Here is a 21,285-nt window from a genome sequence, read left to right on the forward strand (position 1 = left end):
TGCCAGAAAACCGATGTCAACAGGTCGACAACGATGTGGGTCGAAGTCGCTTCGGGCAGAAAGCGGCGAACCAGGCAGGCATTTCGGATCGGCGCGATCCTCGTTATCAAGACATGGAATTGATAGACCGCTTTCGGCCCTAACCGGTCACTCGCGCCTGTGAATGCTATCGCCAGCCTGTTCCCTTAGTCGGGAGCTACCGATATCAGGAGGTCGGCAACGACGTCACCCCGAAGTGGGCCATCTACAAGTTCAGCGAATTCACGCATCTGATTTCGCAGCTCGACCATGCGTGCAGTAGGCTCGGGTTGTGTAGCCCAGAAGAGTTCGGACGGCCATTGAGCGTACGCAAAATAGTGGCCGTCGGCGCACCGATGCAAACGCGACCCTAGACCGCCTCGCTCATCGCGTATAAGTTCGGTGAGTTCCAGCCAGGCGTGCTCGAAGTCTCGCTCACGACCAGAGGCTACTTTCCATCTAAAGTAAATCGCGTGCATAACATCCTGTCGGGTTGTGGCCGAACCCTGCCGGTCGCAAGTGAATAGCAGCTTGCCGTTGATAGTTTAGGCAACAGGGCCCCTTGCTATGTTTACAGCCGCGAAGGACCGCTTCTGGCCGAGACCAGTCTATCACTCAACGGCGGCTGCCAAGTACAGGCCGCCACAACAGCGGGGACTTGCTTGAGTTCCCGCTGCGTTTCCTGTCCCTGATTGGATACCCTTACTGAATGACCCGGTAGCACGGCTCATACGTCTTGCCCGGCAGTTTCATGCGGCTTTGGGCGACGAAGGACGACAGCAGCGCGTCCATCGGGCCCATGATGGCGGCATCGCCGTGGATTTCGAAATGGCCGAATTGCTCGATCGCGCGGATGCCCTCGTCCTTGACGTTGCCCGCCACCACGCCCGAAAACGCGCGCCGCAGGTTGGCCGCCAGCAGGTGGGTTGCCTGGTTCTTGTGCAGGGACAGGCTGCGCATGGCTTCATGCGACGGCTTGAACGGGCGCTGGAATTCCTCGTCGATCTTGAGCAGCCAATTGAAATAATACGCGTCGCCGCGCGACTTGCGAAATTCGCGCACTTGCTTGATCGCCACCTGCATCTCGCGCGCCACCATTTCGGGGTCGTCGACGATGATGCTGTAACGCTGCTGCGCCGCTTCGCCAAGCGTAGCGCCGATAAACTCGTTAATCTGTTTAAAGTAATCGCGCGATGATTCGGGGCCGGTAAAAATGAGCGGGTACGGCATCCCGGCGTTATCGGGATGGAGCAGGATGCCGAGGATGTACAGGATTTCCTCGGCGGTGCCGGCGCCGCCCGGGAACACGATAATGCCGTGGCCGATGCGCACGAAGGCCTCGAGCCGCTTCTCGATGTCGGGCATGATCACCAGGTCGTTGACGATCGGGTTGGGCGACTCGGCGGCGATGATGCCGGGTTCGGAAATGCCGAGATAGCGCCCGCCCGTCAGGCGCTGCTTGGCGTGGCCGATGGTGGCGCCTTTCATCGGCCCCTTCATCGCCCCCGGACCGCAGCCGGTGCAGATGTCCAGATCGCGCAGCCCCATCTGGTAGCCGACTTCCTTCGAATAGTTGTACTCGACCCGGTTGATCGAATGGCCGCCCCAGCACACCACCAAGTTGGGATTGCGCTGCGGGCGCAGCACGTTGGCGTTGCGCAGGATGTGGAATACCGAATCGGTGATGCCTTCCGAACTCGACATATCGAACTTCGGGTTGTCGGTGACCTCGTTGCTGACGAAGACGATATCGCGCAGCACCGCGAACAAATGCTCGTGGATCCCCTTGATCATCTTGCCGTCGACAAAAGCGATCGCCGGCGCGCCGCGGATGTCGAGCTTGATGCCGCGTTCGCGCTGGATAATGTTGATGTCAAACGATGTATAGCGTTCCAGCAGTTCCTTGCCGTCGTCGATCGCGCTGCCGCAGTTCAGCACCGCCAGCGCGCAGTTGCGAAAGACTTGATACAGACCTCCCTTGCCGGAGTCGAGCAGTTTGGCTACTTCCGCTTTTGACAGCACTTCGAGCCGGCCTTCGGGCGAAATCAGGGTGTCGACAATGTCGTGGTCCATGTGCAAATTCCTTTGTTGATTCGGTGGAGCGTACGAGCCTGCAATGCCAATATACGACAACTGGGCACCCTTTGGGTTGCGGATTTCCGCCTGCGGGCGCGCCGCGGCAAACGGCTAAATAACACATCCGGCAAAAATTCGCTGGCGGCGGCCGATTTCCATTAAAATGCAGCCCATTGGAATCGACGGTCCGGCCTGCTTGCAAAACCTGCGGCGCTTCGGGCCATCGGTTCTCCATATGATTAATCCAATTATAATTATTACGGGAGATCCCGCATGAGCGGTGCAGCTACACCTGGCCAGCCAGTCGCAATACCGGAGTTCAAGCAGATTTTAGGTCACCCTAGTCCGCTGTGGATGTTGTTCATGACCGAATTCTGGGAACGCTTCGCGTTTTACGGCATACGTTGGGCACTGGTGCTCTACATCGTCACCCAGTTTCACGCCGGCGCAGCCGCCGGCCAGGCCGATGCCAACCTGACGTACGGTTCCTACCTCGCGCTGGTGTATGCCGGCGCCGTGTTCGGCGGTTACGTCGCCGACAAAATCATCGGCTACCAGCGTTCGATCCTGATCGGCGCCGCCTTCATGGCCGTGGGCCTGTTCGCCATCTCCATTCCCGATCCGGACATCTTTAAAGTCGGCCTGGCCACCATCATCGTCGGTAACGGCATGTTCAAGCCGAACATCTCGACCATGGTCGGCAAACTGTACGCGGTAAGCGACACGCGGCGCGATTCCGGCTTCACCATTTTCTACATGGGCATCAACGCCGGCGCTTTCTTCGCGCCGATCCTGACCCAGCTGCTGGCCCAGAAGTTCGCCAACCTCAACGACACCCCGGCCTACAAGGTCGTGTTCATCGCTTCCGGCATCGGCATGCTGATCAGCCTCGTATGGTTCGCCATCGGCCGCCACACGCTCAAGGGCATCGGCGCGCCTGACGCAAAAGCCATTAACCCGATGCGCATGGTATATGTCACGATCGGCGCCATCGCCGTGATTCCGGTCATGTACTTCCTGCTCAAGGCGGGCGCCGCCAACCTGCAGATAGTGCTGTCGATCCTGTTTCTCGGGCTGGTCGTGATGCTGATGTTCGAAGGCATCCGCGACGGCAAGGCTGCGCGCGACAAGACCATCGCCCTCCTGATCATCTTCGCCTTCAACATCCTGTTCTGGATGTTCTTTGAACAGGCCGGCAGCTCGTTTACATTCCTGGCCGCGAACATCGTCGACCGCACCAACGTGTTTGGCATGTCCACGTTCCCGACCGCGTGGTTCCAGAGCGTCAACTCGGTCGCCATCATCGTCTGCGCCCCGCTGATTGCCTGGGTGTGGATCGCAATGGGCCGCCGCAATGCGAACCCGTCGATCCCGCGCAAATTCGGCATCGGCATCCTCTTCAACGCCGTCGCCTTCGGCCTGTTGATGTATGCGCTGACGTTCCTGGTCGATCCGACCATCAACAAGGTGCCGTTCTGGACCCTGTTCGCCGTCTACTGGATCCAGTCGATCGGTGAATTGTGCCTGTCGCCGATCGGCCTGTCGATGACCACCAAGCTGGCGCCAGTGCGCCTGGTTGGCCTGGGCATGGGCGGCTGGTTCCTCTCGACCGGCATCGGCAACAACCTGTCGGGCATCTTCGCCAGCCACGTGTCGGGCCAGTCGGGCATGTCGGTGGCGTCGGCGCTGTCGGGCTATACCTTCGGCTTCTGGTCGCTGACGGCCGGCGGCGTGTTGCTGTTCCTGCTGGCGCCGCAAATCCAGAAACTGATGCACGGCGTAAAATAAGCGCCGCACATCGTGCCACGACGGCGGCCTGCGGGCCGCCGTTTTCATTGCGGGAGCACTTTCAACAGGTATTGCGCGAAGCCGCAAATGGTATCGCCCCCCGCCCTTTCACAATCGCCCGGCGACGCCGCGGCGGCGGCAGCGTAAGCTTGCGGCGAACCCAACCGGGCTTATAATTTGCCGGATTCGGCCGTCATTATTGGCACGGCCTTACCTGGAGAGACTCTTTTGACATCATCGACCAAGCTGCCTGCGCGCCGGGCCAAATCTGCGCTGCGTTCGGGTGGCTTCTTCATTCTCGCCGCCCTTGCCGCCTTGGCCCTGCTGGTCGTCGTCGGCGCCGTCGTCTACGCGCTGACCGTGATCGTGCCGAACGTGCCGCCGATCGGCGCGGTGCTTGACTACCAGCCGAAGATCCCGCTGCGTATTTACACTGCCGACCATGTTCTGATCGGCGAATTCGGCGAGGAGCACCGCGACTTCGTGCCGATCGAGAAAGTGCCGCCCCTGATGAAGAAGGCGGTGCTGGCCATCGAGGACAAGCGCTTTTACGATCACGGCGGCATCGACTGGATCCGCGCGATGGGCGCTGCCAGGGCGAACCTGCGCGGCGGCTTTCGCCAGGGCGGCTCGACCATCACGATGCAGGTGGCGCGCAATTTCTTCCTGTCGCGCGACAAACTGATCGGTCGCAAACTCAATGAGGTAGCGCTGGCCTACAAGATCGAGGGCGCGCTGTCGAAAGACCAGATCCTCGAGCTGTACATGAACCAGATCTACCTTGGCCAGCGCGCCTACGGTTTCAGCAGCGCGGCCAAAATTTACTTTGGCAAGCCGCTCGAAGATTTGTCGGTGGCCGAGATGGCGATGCTGGCCGGCCTGCCGCAAAACCCGGCGCGCCACAATCCGGTGGCTAATCCGAAACGCGCGCGCGAGCGCCAGCACGTGGTCCTCAAAAGCATGCGCGAACTGGCTTACATCAGCGAGGCCGACTACCAAAAGGCGCTGGCCGAGCCGCTGCGAGTCAATCCAAAGGGGCAGGAATACGACACCCACGCCGAATACGTCGCGGAACTGGCGCGCCAGGTGGTCTACGCCCGGTTCAAGGAAGAGGCGTACACCAGGGGCATCGTGGTCACCACCACCATCAGGAAAGCCGACCAGGACGCCGCCTACCAGTCGCTGCGCCGCAACGTGCTGGCCTACGACCAGCGCCACGGCTATCGCGGCCCGGAAGCGCGAATGGCGCTGCCGGCCGACCCGATCGAACGCGCCGACGCCATCGACGAGGCGCTGCAGAAGCGCAGCTCCAGCGACGGCCTGCTGCCGGCGGTGGTGCTCGAGGCGTCGGCAAAGATGGTGCGGGTCGAGACGGTCGACGGCGAGACCATCGACGTTACGGGCGCCGGTCTGAAGTTCGCCGGCGCCGCCCTGGCGCCGAAGGCGAAGGAGTCGCTGCGGCTGACGCCGGGCGCGATCGTGCGCGTCAGCAGCGATGGCAAGCTCAATGGCAAACCAACCTGGAGCATCGTGCAACTGCCGCAGGTGTCGGCCGCGTTCGTGTCGATCGACGCCGGCACCGGCGCCTACCACGCGCTGGTCGGCGGCTTCGATTTCAATTTGCAAAAATTTAATCACGTGACCCAGGCGTGGCGCCAGCCGGGATCCGCGCTCAAGCCTTTCCTGTTTTCGTCGTCGCTCGAAAAAGGCTTTTCACCAAGCACCCTGATCCTCGATGCGGCGCTCGACATGCCCGGCGAAGACGCCGGCAAGACCTGGTCGCCGCAAAACGACGACGGCATCTATGATGGTCCCATCACCATGCGCCGCGCGTTGGCCCAGTCAAAAAACGTGGCATCGGTGCGCCTGCTGCGCGCGGTCGGCGTACCGTACCTGAACGACTATCTCGGCAAGTTCGGCTTCGACACGGCACGCCATCCGAACAACCTGACGATGGCGCTCGGCACCGGGGCCGTCACGCCGCTGCAGATGGCCGGCGCGTATGCGGTGTTCGCCAACGGCGGCTTCGCGGTGCAGCCCTACCTGATCAGCAAAATCGAAGACGCGCGCGGTGTCCTCATCTTTGAACCGCATGCGCCGGCCGCCGGCCTGGAAACGAACCGCGTGCTGGATGCTCGCAACGCCTTCGTCACCGACAGCATGCTGCGCGACGTCACGCGCTACGGCACCGGCGCCGACGCCACCAAAAAGCTGTCCAGGGCCGACATCGCCGGCAAGACCGGCACCACCAGCGACGCCGTAGACGGCTGGTTCGCCGGCTACGGCGCCAATGTGGTGGCCGTTGCGTGGATGGGCTACGACGAGCCGAAGTCGCTCGGCGCGCGCGAATTCGGCGCCACGCTGGCAATGCCGATCTGGATCGACTACATGCGCGTGGCCCTGTCCAGCCGAGCGGAACAGGAACGCCCGACGCCCGAGGGCGTCATGCGCCAGGACGACGACTGGATCTATGCGGAGTACGCGGGAAATGCGCAGTTCAGGGAAATCGACGTCGAGCAGGCGCCGGTTGCCGCCGCCGAGGCGGAACCGGTGTCCGCGCCGGCCCAGCCAGCCAATTAGGCGCCGTGTAAAGACCGATCAAGGCGCTTGGGATTTTGCGATGTGACGGTTATGATAAGTCCTTAGTCTCTAAGACACTTTTAAAAAACCCCACAAATTGGAGTGCTGCGAATGGCGACGGTGTCACTGACTAAACCAAAAGAGATCACGGTCCGGGGCATTATCCTCGGCGTGCTCATTACATTGATCTTCACCGCGGCCCAGGTCTACCTCGGGCTCAAGGTCGGTCTTACCTTCGCTACATCGATCCCCGCGGCGGTGATCTCGATGGCGCTGCTGAGCGCCTTCAAGAGCGCGACGATCCAGGAAAACAACATCGTCCAGACCATTGCCTCGGCTGCCGGCACGCTCGCTTCGGTGATCTTCGTGCTGCCCGGCCTGTTGATGATCGGCTGGTGGGCCAACGTGCCGTTCTGGCCGACCTTCGGCGCCTGCGCCATCGGTGGCGTGCTCGGTGTGATGTATACCGTGCCGCTGCGCCGGGCGCTCGTGTCGCAATCGACCCTGCCGTATCCGGAAGGGGTGGCCGCGGCAGAAGTGCTCAAGGTCGGCACCTCGTCGCGCAGCGGCGCGGCCGAAGGCAAGGCCGGCTTGTCGGCGGTCATCTGGGGCAGCCTTGCCTCGGCGCTGTTCGCCGCCTTCGCCGCCGCCAAGCTGATGGCCGGTGAAGTGGCGATCTACTTCCGCGCCGGCCAGGGCGCCACCGGCATCGGCGCATCGAGCTCGCTGGCGCTGATCGGCGCCGGCCACCTGATGGGCATCACGGTCGGCATCGCGATGCTGGCGGGCCTTGCCATCGCATGGGGCATCCTGGTGCCGCTGATGACGTCGATGAACCCGATGCCGGCGCTGTCGGCTGCCGACCATGCGCTCGGCGTCTGGAGCCGTGAAGTGCGCATCATCGGCGCCGGCGCAATCGGCGCGGCGGCGATTGCCACCCTGGCTGGCCTGGCCAAGCCGGTCATCGGCGGCCTGCGCTCGGCAATGGCCGCCGCGCGCCACGCGAAAACCGAGGGCGCGGTGATCGAGCGCGCGGAACAGGACATCCCAATTTTCATCGTCGGCCTGGTGACCTTGATCGCCATGGCGCCGGCCGGCTGGCTGCTGGCCAGCTTCCTGCAAGACGGCGTGCTGGCCGGCCTGTCGGTGCCGCTGGTCGCGGTGGGCGTCGGCTTCATCCTGGTCGCCGGCATTTTTGCCGCCGCCGTGTGCGGCTATATGGCCGGCCTGATCGGTTCGTCGAATTCGCCGGTGTCGGGCATCGCCATCCTTACCATCCTCGGCGCGTCGCTGTGCGTCGGCATGGTCGGGCGCCACGTGATGGGGCCTGAAGTGGCCCATGCGCTGATCGCCTTCGCCTTGTTCGTCACCACCGTGGTGCTGGCGGTAGCGGTCATCGGCAACGACAACCTGCAGGACCTCAAAACCGGCCAACTGGTGGGCGCGACGCCATGGAAGCAGCAGGTTGCGCTGCTCATCGGCGTGGCCGCCGGTTCGGCCGTGGTGCCGCCGGTGCTCGAACTGCTCAATGGCGCATACGGCTTTGCCGGCGCGCCGAACGTCAACGCCATTTCGTCCACGCCGCTGGCCGCGCCCCAGGCAACCTTGATCTCGACGCTGGCAAAAGGGGTGATCGGCGGCGACCTGCCGTGGAACCTGATCGGCTACGGCGCCTTGATCGGCCTGATCCTGGTGGTGATCAATTTCGTGCTGAAAAAAGCGAGCCATGACAAATACAGCTTGCCGCCGCTGGGCGTGGGCCTGGCGATCTACCTGCCGAGCGCCGTCACCGCGCCGGTGGTGGTGGGCGCCTTCGGCGGCTGGTTCTACGAGCGGGCGGTCAGCAAGCGCACCTGGGGCGAACCGGCCAAGCGCATGGGCGTACTGATCATGTCCGGCTTTATCGTCGGCGAATCGCTGTTCAACGTGGCGCTGGCCGGACTGATCGTCTCGACCGGCACCGGCGAGCCGCTGGCCATCGCCAACGGCTTGAGCGAGGGACAGACCATGATCGTCGCGACGCTGCTGGGCGCGGGACTGGTGATCGCGCTGTACCGGTGGGCGGCGACCAATGCGCGCCGGGTCCACGTGTAAGCGGCGTACGGCGTGGCAGCCGTACCGTGGTTGCCATGCCTGTCCGGCAACATAATCGTCTATCCTCGTTCGACCCGCCCCCGACAATGATCAAATGGATTGTCCGATGGTTCAATCAGCCCACCGCCCTGGCCACCACCGCGCCGGTGGCGATGCAATCGCCTGGCGCATCGGTGGCGCCCCCGGGCGACACCGACACCCTGTTCTACCGGTGGCTGGCCGGCCACTGCGGCGGCAGCGGCGAAGCGGTCCAGCCGTCCACCGAAAAACTGATCATCGACGAACTGGCGCGCCTGGTCGAGGCGCCGCAGTCGGGCGCCGACCTGGTGCCGCGGGTGCCGGCGGTGCTTCCGCAACTGCTGCGCAGCCTGCGCGACGACAGCGTGGCCGTCGCCGAACTGTCGCGCCAACTGTCGCAGGACGTGGTGCTGGTGGCCGAAGCGATCCGCGAAGCGAACAGCCCGGCCTACCGGCCATCGAAGCCGGTCAAGACGGTCGAAGCGGCGATCATGCTGCTCGGGCAGAACGGCATGCGCATGCTGATCGCGCGCGTCGCCTTCCGCCCGATCATCAGGGAGCAGTCGGGCCGCTTCGCTGCGGCAATCGCGCCGCTGGTGTGGCGCCAGTCCGAAATGTGCGCGCTGGCCGCAAGCATGCTGGCCCAGACGGGGGACTCGGCGACGCGCGCCAATCCGTTCGAAGCCTACCTTGCGGGCCTGCTGCACCACGTCGGCCTGATCGTCGCCTTGCGCCTGGTCGACCAGATCCATACCGGCGCTGCAATGCCGCGTTCGGACCAGTTTTGCGCCGCGCTGCTGCCGTGCGCGCGCCTGCTGTCGGCCCGTATCGCGGCGCTGTGGGAATTCCCTGTTACAGTAGCGATGGCGATCGAACAATCCGGCCTGCCCGACCAAGCTGATTGCCTGGCGCTGGCGCAGGTGCTGGCGCAGGCCGATCGCGTCGCCATGCTGCGCATGCTGGTCGATGCCGGCGAACTGGCGGCGCTTGACCCGTGCGTGCTTGCCGGCCTCGGGCCGTTTGGTGCCGCATGTTTCGAAAAACTCCGTCACGAGGAACACTGATGCCGTTTCAGATTGAGCACAAACTGGTCATCGGTGTGGCCTCGAGCGCGCTGTTCGACCTGACCGGCTCGCACCAGGTGTACCTCGACAGCGGGCCGGACGAGTACCGCAATTTCCAGGAACGCAATCTGGACGTCACCCTTGGCAAGGGCGTTGCCTTCCCCTTCATCCGGCGCTTCCTGAGCATCAACAAGTGTTTTCCGCGCCAGTGCCCGGTCGAAGTGGTGCTGTTTTCGCGTAATTCACCCGAGACCGGGCTACGCGTGATGCGCTCGATCGCCCATTACGGCCTCGACATCTCGCGCGCCGCCTTCATGACCGGCACTGCGCCCTACCCTTACCTGCCGGCGTTTAACACCTCGCTGTTCCTCAGTGCGAACGAGGACGACGTCACGGCGGCGATCGCGGCCAACTACCCGGCCGGGCTGGTGCTGCCCTCGAGGATCGTCGATGACGATGACGACGTCGAGCTGCGCGTGGCCTTCGACTTCGACGGCGTGATTGCCGACGACGAGGCCGAAAGCGTGTTCAAGCAAAACGGCCTCGACGAGTTCCACGCCCACGAGGCGAAACACGTCGCCAGGCCGCACCAGCCAGGCCCGCTGGCCGACATGTTCCAGAAGCTGGCGCTGATGCAGCGGATGGAAGAGCGAATGGCCCGCCGCGATTCCAGCTACCGCAAGGTCCTGCGGATTGCCATCATCACCGCCCGCAGCGCGCCGTCGCACGAACGGGTCGTCACCACGCTCAAGAGCTGGGGCGTGTCGGCCAACGAGACGTTTTTCCTCGGCGGCATGGACAAGGCGCGGGTGCTGGCGGTGTTCAAGCCGCATATCTTCTTCGACGACCAGCTCACCCACCTGACATCGTCGCCCGATGCAACCATTCCGATGGTGCACGTGCCGTTCGGGATCGCCAACCGCCGGGCGCCGCCCTGAGAACGCTGCCCTGGGCGCGCGCCGCGCCCAAGTGGCGATTGCGACTATAATCATGCATCAAAGCCCAGTTCAGTATCGCGCGCCTCAATGTCCTTCGATTTAAGCAAATCCCTCCCTAAACCCGGCAGCCGTTTCGCGCTGCCGGCTCTGTATGGATCGTCCGACGCGTACGCGCTGGCACAGGCCGGCCTCGCCCTGAAATCGAAGCAGCAGATGCTGACGGTGATTGTCGCCAACGCCAGCGACGGCCAGCGCCTGCTCGACGAAATCCCGTGGTTCGCCGATGGCAAGCTGTCCTGCCACTTGCTGCCCGACTGGGAAACGTTACCGTACGACGCTTTTTCGCCGCACCAGGACCTGGTGTCCGAACGGCTGGCGACCTTGCACGAAATCCGCAACGGCCAGTGCGACGTGCTGATCGTGCCGGCCACTACCGCGCTGGTGCGCCTGGCGCCGCCGTCTTTCTTGGCGGCCTATACGTTCTTTTTCAAGCAGGGCGAAAAACTCGACGAGGTGCGCCTGAAGGCGCAGCTGGCGCTGGCCGGCTACACCCACGTGTTGCAGGTGATGTCGCCCGGCGAATACTCGGTGCGCGGCGGCCTGATCGACCTGTTCCCGATGGGCTCAGCCCTGCCGTACCGGCTCGACCTGTTCGGCGACGAAATCGAAACCATCCGCACCTTCGACGCCGACACCCAGCGCTCGCTCTATCCGGTGCGCGAAGTGCGGCTGCTGCCGGGCCGCGAATTTCCGATGGACGAACCGGCGCGCACCAGTTTTCGCAGCCGCTGGCGCGAGCGTTTCGAGGGCGATCCGTCGCGCTCGGTGGTGTACAAGGACATCGGCAGCGGCATCGCCTCGGCCGGCATCGAATACTACCTGCCGCTGTTTTTCGACGCCACCGCGACGTTGTTCGACTACCTGCCGCTTGATGCCAGCATCGCGCTGGTGGGCGACATCGACGCCGCCATCAAGCGCTTCTGGCTCGACACGCAGTCGCGCTACCGCTTCCTGAAGGCCGACCGCGAACGCCCGATCCTGCCCCCAAGCGAGCTGTTCCTCTCCGACGAAGCCTTCTTCACGCTGGCCAAGCCCTACCCGCGCTGGGTGCTGACAAACGACGTTGATCCGGCCGGCTCCGAATTGTCAGGCCTGATCCCGAACATTGCCGTCAACCGCCGCGTGGACGACCCGCTGGCGAACCTGCGCACTTACCTGTCGCACAACGACGGCCGGGTCATGATCTGCGCCGAATCGAACGGCCGGCGCGAAACGCTGCAGCAGTATTTCAACGAATACAAGCTGGCGTTGGCGCCGGTCGAGGGTATGGAAGGTTTCAGGACCTCGAGCGCCAAACTGGTGCTGGGCGTAGCACCGCTGCACGCCGGCTTCGAGCTGTTCGAAGAGCACAGCGGGCACCTGGTGTTCATCACCGAGACGGAGCTGTATGCCGGCTCGGGGCGGCGCGCCGGCAAGAAAAAGCAGGAAGGCGTCACCCAGGTCGAGTCGATGGTGCGCGACCTGTCGGAGCTGAAAATCGGCGACCCGGTGGTCCACATCCACCATGGCATCGGGCGCTACATGGGCCTGGCGAGCATGGACCTGGGCGAAGGCGAGACCGAATTTTTGCATCTCGAATACGCCAAGGACACCAAGCTGTACGTGCCGGTGTCGCAGCTGCACGTGATCTCGCGCTACTCCGGCGCTTCGCCCGAAGACGCGCCCTTGCACTCGCTCGGCTCCGGCCAATGGGAAAAAGCCAAGCGCCGCGCGGCCGAACAGGTGCGCGACACCGCCGCCGAGCTGCTCGACCTGTACGCCCGGCGCGCGCTGCGCAAAGGCCATGCGTTCGAATATTCGGCCCACGACTACCAGAATTTTGCCGACAGCTTCGGCTTCGAAGAAACGCCCGACCAGGCCGAGGCGATCAACAACGTCATCAAGGACATGACCGGCGGCAAACCGATGGACCGGCTGGTGTGCGGCGACGTCGGCTTCGGCAAGACCGAAGTGGCACTGCGCGCCGCCTTCATCGCCGTCATGGGCGGCAAGCAGGTGGCGATCCTCGCGCCCACCACCTTGCTGGCCGAGCAGCACGCCCAGACCTTTGCCGATCGCTTCGCCGACTGGCCGGTGCGCATCGCCGAGCTGTCGCGTTTTCGCACCGGCAAGGAGATCAACAACGCCATCAAAGGCATGGCCGACGGCACCCTCGACATCGTGATCGGCACCCACAAGCTGCTCTCGCCCGACGTCAAGTTCACCCGCCTGGGCCTGGTCATCATCGACGAGGAGCACCGCTTCGGCGTGCGCCAGAAGGAAGCACTCAAGTCCCTGCGCGCCGAAGTCGACGTGTTGACGCTGACGGCGACGCCGATCCCGCGCACCCTCGGCATGGCGCTGGAGGGCCTGCGCGATTTTTCGATCATCGCCACCGCGCCGCAAAAGCGGCTAGCGATCAAAACCTTCGTACGCAGCGAAGACGGCTCGATCATCCGCGAAGCCTGCCTGCGCGAACTGAAACGCGGCGGCCAGATCTACTTCCTGCACAACGAAGTCGATACCATCCAGAACCGGATGGCGATGCTGACCGAACTGCTGCCGGAAGCGCGCATCGGCGTCGCCCACGGCCAGATGCACGAACGCGACCTCGAAAAAGTGATGCGCGACTTCGTCGCCCAGCGCTACAACATCCTGCTGTGCACGACCATCATCGAAACCGGCATCGACGTGCCGACGGCGAACACCATCATCATGCACCGCGCCGACAAATTCGGCCTGGCCCAGCTGCACCAGCTGCGCGGCCGGGTCGGCCGTTCCCACCACCAGGCCTACGCCTACCTGCTGGTGCACGACGTGACGAGTTTAACGAAGCAAGCGCAGCGCCGGCTCGACGCCATCCAGCAGATGGAAGAACTGGGCAGCGGCTTTTTCCTGGCGATGCACGACCTGGAGATCCGCGGCGCCGGCGAAGTGCTGGGCGAAAACCAGTCCGGAGAGATGCTCGAAATCGGCTTCCAGCTGTATTCCGATATGCTGCATGAAGCGGTGCGTTCGCTCAGGGCGGGCAAGGAGCCGGACCTGGCGGCGCCGATGTCCACCACTACCGAAATCAACCTGCACGTGCCGGCCCTGCTGCCGTCCAGCTTTTGCGGCGACGTCCACGAGCGCTTGTCGATCTACAAGCGGCTGGCCAACTGCGCCAGTGCCGACAAGGTCGACGACATGCAGGAGGAGCTGATCGACCGCTTCGGCAAGCTCCCCGATCCGGTCAAGGCACTGATCGAAACGCACCGCCTGCGCATCGCCGCCAAGGCGGTCGGCATCGTCAAGATCGATGCCCACGGCGAAGCGGCCAATTTGCAGTTCATGGTCAACCCGCCGATCGACTCGATGCGCATCATTGCCCTGATCCAGAAGAACCGCCACATCAAGCTGGCCGGCCAGGACAAGCTGAAAATTACCGCCAGCATGCCGGACCTGGCCGCCAGGGTGACGCAGGTCAAGCAAGCCATCAAACAACTGTTAACCTAGACCTCAATGAGTAAGCCCCGATGATAATGAACCTGGTTTTGCAGGGCCCCGGCGCAAGCCAGGCTGGCCTGCAACGTATCGCCGCGCTGGCGCGGCCAGCCCGCACATTCGCACTTGGCGCGCATGCGCTGCGCTGCGAGCAGGCCGACGATTCGCAAGCGGTACGGCTGGCGGTCGAGACGGCCGCCTTCGACGCAGGCGTCGACGCCTGCTTCATCGACGCGGCGCTCACGCTGGCCGATTTCCGCCTGGTGGCGATGGACATGGATTCGACCCTGATTACCATCGAGTGCATCGACGAGATCGCCGACATGCAGGGCTTGAAACCCCAGGTGTCCGCCATCACCGAGGCGGCGATGCGCGGCGAACTGGTCTTTGCCGAAAGCCTCGAGCGGCGCGTCGCCCTGCTGAAGGGACTCGATGCCGGCGCCCTGGAGCGCGTCTACGACGAGCGGCTGCACATGTCGATGGGGGGTGAAGCGATGCTGGCGCAGGTCAGGGCAGCTGGCCTCAAAACGCTGCTGGTGTCGGGCGGCTTTACTTTTTTTACCGAGCGCCTGCGGGAACGCCTAAGCCTCGACTTCGCGCATGCCAATGTGCTGGAAATCGACAACGGCAAGCTGACCGGCCGGGTGGTCGGCGGCATTGTCGACGCCGGAGAGAAGATGTTGACGGTGCAACGGGTGTGCGCACAGATCGGCGCCACGCCACGCCAGGCGATCGTGATGGGTGACGGCGCCAACGATTTGGAAATGATGTCGATCGCAGGCCTGTCGGTGGCGTTTCGCGCCAAGCCGGTGGTGCGGGCCAAAGCGGCAATTGCGCTCAATTTTTCGGGCCTGGACGGCATCCTGGCGATCCTCGCCCCGCACCTCGAAACCGTCTGAACCGCATTGGTTCAACGCTGCCGCCATACGGCATTTGTCAATTTGTCAAATTGACGGCCATGGCGTAAAGTTATTCCAGTCAATCGTCACGGCATGTCTGCCGGTCCTGCGGGCAGTACAGTTGATACAGCACCTGCAGCACTGCTAACGCTTCTTGGCTGACGATGTTGTAAACATTGTTTGCCGTCGCAAACAGCTCGGGTTGTTTTGTAGTGGTCATCAATCGGCTCACAGAAACGCCGCGCAAACAGTATGCCAGGCCATAATATATGAAGTGGTATAGTATGTGTGAAGCCAACCACATCCACTACTTCAGATGGAGTCAGCATGATCTTCAAGCAATTGCGTGAACCACTTTCGAGCACGTATACCTACCTTCTTGGGGATCAAGACTCAGGGTTGGCGATACTCATCGACCCCGTCATCGCAGCGATAGATCGCGACCTGGCGGAAGTGCACCGGCTGGGCCTACAGCTGGCATATACGGTCGACACCCATATCCACGCCGACCATATCACTGCGGCGTTGGAAATGAAGCGTGCCGTTGGCAGTAAGATTGCTGCCCCGGCCTACGAGCGGCTCCCTTGTGCAGATGTAGGGATCGAGGAAGGCAAGCCGTTCCGTGTCGGTAGTCTTGTCTTGCACCCGTTACACACTCCAGGGCACACCGACGGCCACTTCGCTTACCTGTTCGATGACCGCGTCTTTACCGGGGACGCCTTGCTCATTGAGGGCTGTGGCAGGACCGACTTTCAAAACGGCGATGCCGATGCACTGTACAAGAGTGTGCGCGGCAAGCTGTTCACCCTGCCTGATGAGACATTGGTCTATCCGGCACACGACTACAAGGAGCGTTTCGTCTCATCCATCGCCCAGGAAAAGCGACGGAATCCACGCTTGGGCGACGGCAAAACACTTGAACAATTCAAGGCCATCATGAGCAATTTGAATTTGCCGTATCCGAAATTTATCGATTACGCAGTCCCGGGTAACCGCCAATGCGGCGTTTGTCCGTCACATCTGCCGGAGGACCTGGCGGAATACTGCAAACAGATGACCGAGAGCCAGCAAGGCTAAACGAAGCATTGAAAGGAGTAAACACCGGTCAACAAAACAGCGTCGCCCCGGGCTTCGTCTCACGTCATCGTCACGAGCCTTTGTCTCGCACTCCGGTTGAAATCAAAAAGTTGGCATGATCGGCGATTGGTCGCCCCTCGTCGCCACTGCCATCTTTTAGCGCCACGCCCGACATGCCGCGCCGGCGCGCCTCATTGATCAGGTAGTGCAGCTTGCGTGCGGCGTCCTTGTATCCCAGGCCGGCCAGTCGCACGTTCGATATGCAGTTGCGCAGCTCGTCCGTCATGCCGACCCGGGGCTGCCACGTCAGGTACAGGCCCATGCTGTCGGGGGAACTCAAGCCGGGACGCTCGCCGATCATCACCACCACCAGCCGGGCGCCGAGCAGTTGCGCCACTTCGTCGCCCACCGCCACCCGACCCTGGCGCACGATCGCCAGCGGCGCCACCGACATGGTGGCGGGCGCCAGCGCATCGACCCATGCGCGCAGGAATGGCAGCGCATGCCGCTCGATCGCCAGCGCCGACAGGCCATCGGCGATGACGAAGCCGATGTCCCATGGCGCCGCCGGCCGCTCGAGCGCGGCCAAGGCCGAGCGTGATTGCGTACCCAGCATGCGACCGAGGTCGGGCCGGCGCAGATACGCCGCGCGGTCCGGCGCGGCGCTGTGCAGGGTCACGCACGGCAGGCCCAGCGCGGCGCTGAGCGAGCGGGCGAGAGCGACGTCGTCGAGTTCGACATGCACGGCGTCGCGCGCCTGCGCGTGCGCCAGCTGGAACGCCAGTTGCGGCTTCGTTGGCATGCTGACCCCGGCGCGCCCGAGTGCAATGCGGGCGGCGGTGAATTGGCGCAGTTCGCCCCATGGGTTGTCAACCACGCCGTCGCTCATGACAGCCGCGCCAAAGCGCGTAAAAACTGCGGCGGCAGCGTTGACCCCGGCCGTCCCGCGTCGTCGAACATCCCCATCGCCTGCAGCCACGCCTCGAACTCGGGCGCCGGCCTGAGGCCGAGCAGGCGGCGCGCGTACAGCGCATCGTGGAACGAAGTGCTCTGGTAGCCCAGCATGATGTCGTCCGATCCGGCCACGCCCATGATAAACGTGCAGCCGGCCGCCGCCAGCAGTGTCAACAGGCTGTCCATGTCGTCCTGGTCGGCTTCGGCGTGATTGGTGTAGCAGACGTCGCAGCCCATCGGCAACCCCAGCAGCTTGGCGCAAAAATGGTCTTCCAGTCCGGCGCGGATGATCTGCTTGCCGTCGTACAGGTACTCGGGGCCGATGAAGCCGACCACCGAGTTCACCAGCAACGGGTTGAATGCGCGCGCCACCGCGTAGGCGCGCGCCTCGCAGGTTTGCTGGTCGACGCCGTGGTGGCCGTTGGCCGACAGCGCGCTGCCCTGTCCGGTTTCGAAATACATGACGTTCCCGCCTACCGTGCCGCGCCCTAACGACAGCGCCGCGGCGCGTGCTTCGGCCAGCAAGGCGAGATTGATGCCGAAGCTGCGGTTGGCCGCCTCGGTACCGGCGATCGACTGGAACACCAGGTCGACCGGGGCGCCGCGCTTGACGGCGGCGATGGTGTTGGTGACATGGGTCAGCACGCAGGCCTGGGTCGGAATGGCGTAGCGTTCGATCACCTCACCTAACATCGTCAACAGCCTGACGTGCTCAGTGAGATTGTCGGTGGCGGGGTTGATGCCGATGACGGCGTCGCCGCTGCCATACAGCAGGCCGTCGAAGATGGCGGCGGCGATGCCGCGCGCATCGTCGGTCGGGTGGTTCGGCTGCAGGCGGGTGGAAAAGCGCCCCGGCAAGCCGATGGTGTTGCGAAAGGCGGTCACCACGCGGCACTTGGCGGCAACCAGGATCAAGTCCTGAAGACGCATGATCTTCGACACCGCCGCCGCCATTTCGGGCGTGATGCCGGCGGCGAGCGCGGCCAGCACCTGGGCGTCGACCGCGTCGCTCAGCAGGTAGTTGCGGAAGTCGCCGACCGTCAGATGGCGGATGGACGCAAAGGCGGCGCTGTCGTGGCTGTCGATGATCAGGCGCGTGACTTCGTCGCGTTCATACGGCACCACCACATCGTTCAAAAAGGTCGACAACGGCAGTTCGGCCAGCGCCATCTGGGCGGCGACCCGCTCCCCGGCACTGCCGGCAGCGACGCCGGCGAGCGCATCGCCCGAGCGCGCCGGCGTCGCTTTCGCCATCAGCGCGCGCAAATCGGCGAACGCGTAGGTGGTGGTGCCGACAACATGCGTAAATTGCGCCATCTGCGGTCTTTCCTTGCCTTGTGCCCTATTCCTGTGCCGCCCTGCGCATTCCATCACGTGGCAAGGCTCCAGGGCTTTGTAACAAGCTGTAATTGCGTAGCGGGACAGGCAAAAATTTCTTATAGTAGTATTGTCAGTTGTGTCGGATCAGTCAATGCTTTACGTGCGCGAGGACACCATGAAACTACTATTTGCACTTTTTTCGCTGGCCGCACTGGGTGGTTGCGCCTATGCTCCGCCCGCCCCGTCCAGCCAGGCAAGCCGTTATGCCCCGCCTCCTGCCGACCCCAGCCAATGGCACGTGGTGTCGGTGACGCCGGTGCCGCCCGGCACCGGCGCGTCGGTCCAATACAATTCGGAGCCGGTTCCCCGCACTGTCTACGTGCCGCAGCCCGTGTATGTGCCACAGCCGCTGTACGCGCCGCCGCCGGCGTATTATTATCCGCCGGCGTCGATTGGCCTCGACTTCATGTTCGGCCGTGGCTGGGGCCGCCACGGCCGCAACTTCGGCGGCGTCGGTATCGGCAGCCGCTGGGGGCGCTGAACCACTGTTGAGTCGACAAAATATTGGCACAATCCCGGCCGCCGCCCTTTCGCGGCGGCTTTTTTCCCCTTGCCTAAACGTGTTTATTTTTCTTACTTGCATTTGCTTACCGTTACCTTACATGGTTGCGTAGTGCGATGCGTAGCATCAAACCATTGCTGGGAACAAAACACTCCCCTACAATAGGCTAACGAGGGTAGCAATATCGCCAGCGAAATTAATAGAAAAACACCATGGAGACATCAAAATGAATTTCAAACTAAAGACACTCGTTGCAGGCATGTCACTGGGTTTTGCCATGTCGGCAATCGCCGCCGAACCGATCAAGATCGGCGTGGCAGGCCCATTTACCGGCGGCTCCGCACCGATGGGCGTGTCGATGCGTGACGGCGTCAAACTGGCAGCAGCCGAAATCAACGCCAAGGGCGGCGTGCTGGGCCGCCAGATCCAGCTGATCGAGCGCGACGACGAAGCCAAGCCTGAACGCGGCGTGCAGATCGCACAAGAGCTGATCAACAAGGAAAAAGTCGTCGCCACTGTCGGCTACATCAACACCGGCGTGGCGCTGGCGTCGCAGCGGTTCTACCAGGAAGCGAAAATCCCGGTCATGAACAACGTGGCTACCGGCTCGATCATTACCCAGCAGTTCGCCAAGGAGCCGGAGAACTACATCTTCCGCAACTCGGCCAGCGACCAGATCCAGTCGTCGATGATCGTCGAAGAAGCCGTGGCGCGCCGTAAATTTACCAAGGTCGCGATCCTGGCCGACTCGACCAACTACGGCCAGCTCGGCCGCGAAGACCTGGAAAAAGCGCTCGACAAAAAAGGCCTCAAGGCTGTCGTTGTCGAAAAATACAACATCAAGGACGTCGACATGACGGCCCAGCTGTTGAAAGCCAAGCAGGCCGGCGCGCAAGCGGTGCTGACCTACGGCATTGGCCCGGAACTGGCGCAGATCGCCAATGGCATGGAAAAACTGGGCTGGAAAGTGCCGCTGATCGGCAGCTGGACCCTGTCGATGGGCAACTTCATCGACAATGCCGGCAAGAACGGCGACGGCACCCGCATGCCGCAAACGTTCATCCAGGATCCCAACAACGCCAAGCGCAAGACGTTTATCGACGCCTACGTCAAGGCCTACAATCCGCCGAACGGCCGCATGCCTTCGCCAGTGTCGGCAGCGCAGGGCTACGACTCGATCTACCTGCTCGCTGCCGCCATGAAACAGGCGGGCACCACCGACGGCCAGAAAGTCAAAGCCGCGCTGGAGAACCTGACCGAAAAAGTCGACGGTGTCGTCACCAGCTACAACAAGCCTTACAGCAAGGATGACCACGAGGCGATCAACCTGGACAACACCGTGTTCGGCGAAGTCTCGGGTGGCAAAGTGGTACTGGCCAAGTAAGCGTTCGACGCTTGCCGCATGTGGCCAGGCTTGACGATTCAAGCCTGGCCATTTTCTTGTTGACCGGTGGTGCAGGCGCACCATCCATTAGGTAAAATCATGGAAATTCTTTTACAGCTCGTTTTTTCCGGTATCGCGCTCGGCATGATCTATGCCGTTATCGCGTTCGGCTATCAACTCACCTTTGCCACTTCCGGCACACTCAATTTCGGCCAGGGCGAGTCGCTCATGCTGGGCGCACTGGTCGGCCTGTCGCTGGTAAGCACCTTCCACGGCGGCCCATACATGAGCTACCTTTTGATGATCCCGATCGTGCTCGTGTTCGGCGCACTGCAAGGCATGTTCGTCGAATGGATCGGCGTGCGCCCGGCCATCAAGATCAAATCCGAATTCGGCTGGATCATGTCAACCATCGCACTGGCCATCATCTTCAAGAACGTCGCGGAAAATATCTGGGGCAAGGACGACCTGACCTTCCCGTCTCCCTTGAGTTCAACCCCGTTCCAGGTACTCGGCGCCAACGTGCAGCCGATGCAGGTAGCGGTCATCGTCGGCGCGCTGGCGATCATGCTGGCCGTCGAGCTGTTCAACCGCAAGTCGATCTACGGCAAGGCGGTCGTCGCCACCGCCAACGACCGCGACGCGGCCGGCCTGATGGGCATTAACACCAGCATGGTGATCACGTTCTCGTACGCGCTGTCTTCCGCGACCGCGGCGTTTGCCGGCGTGCTGGTCGCCCCGCTGACCCTGACCGGCGCCACCATGGGCGCCTCGCTCGGCCTGAAAGCGTTCGCCGTTGCCATCATCGGCGGCCTGACGTCGGGCATGGGCGCCGTCGTCGGCGGCCTCATACTCGGCATCGCGGAAGTGACCACCGGTTTCTACGTCTCGACCGGCTACAAGGAAGTACCCGGCCTGCTGCTGCTGCTGCTGGTCCTGGCGATCAAGCCCGCCGGCCTGTTCGGCAAAGCCACGATCAAGAAAGTTTGAA

General features: G+C 63.0%; 16 protein-coding genes. 11 read left to right on the plus strand and 5 right to left on the minus strand.

The genetic code is table 11. The features are described 5' to 3' along the window. Positions 1-185 precede the first annotated feature (185 nt). Both CR103_RS24055 and ppnN read right to left on the minus strand, forming a co-directional pair. Positions 186-497: an antibiotic biosynthesis monooxygenase family protein gene (locus tag CR103_RS24055; protein ID WP_099914942.1), complete on the minus strand. Its 312-nt coding sequence runs from the start codon at positions 495-497 to the stop codon at positions 186-188. Between the two features lie 223 nt (positions 498-720). Continuing rightward, positions 721-2,091 carry a nucleotide 5'-monophosphate nucleosidase PpnN gene (ppnN, locus tag CR103_RS05165; protein ID WP_099914943.1) on the minus strand — a complete coding sequence of 457 codons (1,371 nt, stop codon included), beginning with the start codon at positions 2,089-2,091 and terminating at the stop codon, positions 721-723. Between the two features lie 276 nt (positions 2,092-2,367). Between ppnN and CR103_RS05170 the strand changes: the two genes are divergently transcribed. The 7 genes from CR103_RS05170 to serB all read left to right on the plus strand — a co-directional run bounded on the left by CR103_RS05170 (position 2,368) and on the right by serB (position 14,997). Further along, complete coding sequence (locus CR103_RS05170) at positions 2,368-3,882, plus strand: peptide MFS transporter (protein ID WP_099914944.1); 1,515 nt, start codon at positions 2,368-2,370, stop codon at positions 3,880-3,882. 228 nt (positions 3,883-4,110) lie between these two features. Next, positions 4,111-6,462: a penicillin-binding protein 1A gene (locus CR103_RS05175; protein ID WP_099914945.1), complete on the plus strand. Its 2,352-nt coding sequence runs from the start codon at positions 4,111-4,113 to the stop codon at positions 6,460-6,462. Positions 6,463-6,573: 111 nt separating this feature from the next. Then, complete coding sequence (locus CR103_RS05180; RefSeq protein WP_099914946.1) at positions 6,574-8,556, plus strand: OPT family oligopeptide transporter; 1,983 nt, start codon at positions 6,574-6,576, stop codon at positions 8,554-8,556. A gap of 86 nt (positions 8,557-8,642) precedes the next feature. Beyond that, positions 8,643-9,638: an HDOD domain-containing protein gene (locus tag CR103_RS05185; protein ID WP_229442811.1), complete on the plus strand. Its 996-nt coding sequence runs from the start codon at positions 8,643-8,645 to the stop codon at positions 9,636-9,638. Next, a complete protein-coding gene (locus tag CR103_RS05190) occupies positions 9,638-10,576 on the plus strand; it encodes a 5'-nucleotidase (RefSeq protein ID WP_099914947.1) in 939 nt (312 codons plus the stop codon). Before CR103_RS05185 ends, CR103_RS05190 begins: the two co-directional genes overlap by 1 nt. A gap of 87 nt (positions 10,577-10,663) precedes the next feature. Beyond that, positions 10,664-14,110 carry a transcription-repair coupling factor gene (gene mfd / locus CR103_RS05195; RefSeq protein WP_099914948.1) on the plus strand — a complete coding sequence of 1,149 codons (3,447 nt, stop codon included), beginning with the start codon at positions 10,664-10,666 and terminating at the stop codon, positions 14,108-14,110. Between the two features lie 26 nt (positions 14,111-14,136). Continuing rightward, complete coding sequence (gene serB / locus CR103_RS05200) at positions 14,137-14,997, plus strand: phosphoserine phosphatase SerB (protein WP_099914949.1); 861 nt, start codon at positions 14,137-14,139, stop codon at positions 14,995-14,997. A gap of 79 nt (positions 14,998-15,076) precedes the next feature. On the opposite strand, the gene CR103_RS22475 is transcribed toward serB, so the two are convergent. Then, positions 15,077-15,217, minus strand: coding sequence for a hypothetical protein (locus CR103_RS22475; RefSeq protein ID WP_180279283.1), 141 nt, complete (start codon positions 15,215-15,217; stop codon positions 15,077-15,079). 107 nt (positions 15,218-15,324) lie between these two features. Here CR103_RS22475 and CR103_RS05210 point away from each other — a divergent pair, with 107 nt between their 5' ends. Next, positions 15,325-16,074, plus strand: coding sequence for an MBL fold metallo-hydrolase (locus CR103_RS05210; protein WP_099914951.1), 750 nt, complete (start codon positions 15,325-15,327; stop codon positions 16,072-16,074). 70 nt (positions 16,075-16,144) lie between these two features. Here the strand turns inward: CR103_RS05210 and eutC are convergent, their stop codons facing one another. Both eutC and CR103_RS05220 read right to left on the minus strand, forming a co-directional pair. Next, complete coding sequence (gene eutC, locus CR103_RS05215) at positions 16,145-16,963, minus strand: ethanolamine ammonia-lyase subunit EutC (RefSeq protein WP_099914952.1); 819 nt, start codon at positions 16,961-16,963, stop codon at positions 16,145-16,147. Continuing rightward, positions 16,960-18,345 carry an ethanolamine ammonia-lyase subunit EutB gene (locus CR103_RS05220; RefSeq protein WP_099915019.1) on the minus strand — a complete coding sequence of 462 codons (1,386 nt, stop codon included), beginning with the start codon at positions 18,343-18,345 and terminating at the stop codon, positions 16,960-16,962. Before CR103_RS05220 ends, eutC begins: the two co-directional genes overlap by 4 nt. A gap of 178 nt (positions 18,346-18,523) precedes the next feature. Here CR103_RS05220 and CR103_RS05225 point away from each other — a divergent pair, with 178 nt between their 5' ends. The 3 genes from CR103_RS05225 to CR103_RS05235 all read left to right on the plus strand — a co-directional run bounded on the left by CR103_RS05225 (position 18,524) and on the right by CR103_RS05235 (position 21,284). Beyond that, positions 18,524-18,889, plus strand: a complete 366-nt coding sequence (locus CR103_RS05225; RefSeq protein ID WP_099915020.1) for a hypothetical protein — start codon at positions 18,524-18,526, stop codon at positions 18,887-18,889. Between the two features lie 247 nt (positions 18,890-19,136). Then, positions 19,137-20,294, plus strand: a complete 1,158-nt coding sequence (locus tag CR103_RS05230) for an ABC transporter substrate-binding protein (RefSeq protein ID WP_099914953.1) — start codon at positions 19,137-19,139, stop codon at positions 20,292-20,294. Positions 20,295-20,393: 99 nt separating this feature from the next. Next, on the plus strand, positions 20,394-21,284 hold the full coding sequence (locus tag CR103_RS05235; protein WP_099787886.1) for a branched-chain amino acid ABC transporter permease: 891 nt from the start codon (positions 20,394-20,396) through the stop codon (positions 21,282-21,284). Position 21,285 lies beyond the last annotated feature (1 nt).

It is taken from the genome of Massilia psychrophila (assembly GCF_002760665.1).
GTDB lineage: Bacteria > Pseudomonadota > Gammaproteobacteria > Burkholderiales > Burkholderiaceae_D > JAFCUW01.

Excerpts from the sequence above, each read along its gene's own strand:
- CR103_RS05230 (WP_099914953.1), top strand. The coding sequence starts at position 19,137 with ATGAATTTCAAACTAAAGACACTCGTTGCAGGCATGTCACTGGGTTTT.
- CR103_RS05225 (WP_099915020.1), top strand. The coding sequence starts at position 18,524 with ATGAAACTACTATTTGCACTTTTTTCGCTGGCCGCACTGGGTGGTTGC.
- serB (WP_099914949.1), top strand. The coding sequence starts at position 14,137 with ATGAACCTGGTTTTGCAGGGCCCCGGCGCAAGCCAGGCTGGCCTGCAA.
- CR103_RS05235 (WP_099787886.1), top strand. The coding sequence starts at position 20,394 with ATGGAAATTCTTTTACAGCTCGTTTTTTCCGGTATCGCGCTCGGCATG.
- ppnN (WP_099914943.1), bottom strand. The coding sequence starts at position 2,091 with ATGGACCACGACATTGTCGACACCCTGATTTCGCCCGAAGGCCGGCTC.
- CR103_RS05220 (WP_099915019.1), bottom strand. The coding sequence starts at position 18,345 with ATGGCGCAATTTACGCATGTTGTCGGCACCACCACCTACGCGTTCGCC.
- CR103_RS05170 (WP_099914944.1), top strand. The coding sequence starts at position 2,368 with ATGAGCGGTGCAGCTACACCTGGCCAGCCAGTCGCAATACCGGAGTTC.
- eutC (WP_099914952.1), bottom strand. The coding sequence starts at position 16,963 with ATGAGCGACGGCGTGGTTGACAACCCATGGGGCGAACTGCGCCAATTC.
- CR103_RS22475 (WP_180279283.1), bottom strand. The coding sequence starts at position 15,217 with ATGACCACTACAAAACAACCCGAGCTGTTTGCGACGGCAAACAATGTT.
- CR103_RS24055 (WP_099914942.1), bottom strand. The coding sequence starts at position 497 with ATGCACGCGATTTACTTTAGATGGAAAGTAGCCTCTGGTCGTGAGCGA.
- mfd (WP_099914948.1), top strand. The coding sequence starts at position 10,664 with ATGTCCTTCGATTTAAGCAAATCCCTCCCTAAACCCGGCAGCCGTTTC.
- CR103_RS05210 (WP_099914951.1), top strand. The coding sequence starts at position 15,325 with ATGATCTTCAAGCAATTGCGTGAACCACTTTCGAGCACGTATACCTAC.
- CR103_RS05185 (WP_229442811.1), top strand. The coding sequence starts at position 8,643 with ATGATCAAATGGATTGTCCGATGGTTCAATCAGCCCACCGCCCTGGCC.
- CR103_RS05190 (WP_099914947.1), top strand. The coding sequence starts at position 9,638 with ATGCCGTTTCAGATTGAGCACAAACTGGTCATCGGTGTGGCCTCGAGC.
- CR103_RS05180 (WP_099914946.1), top strand. The coding sequence starts at position 6,574 with ATGGCGACGGTGTCACTGACTAAACCAAAAGAGATCACGGTCCGGGGC.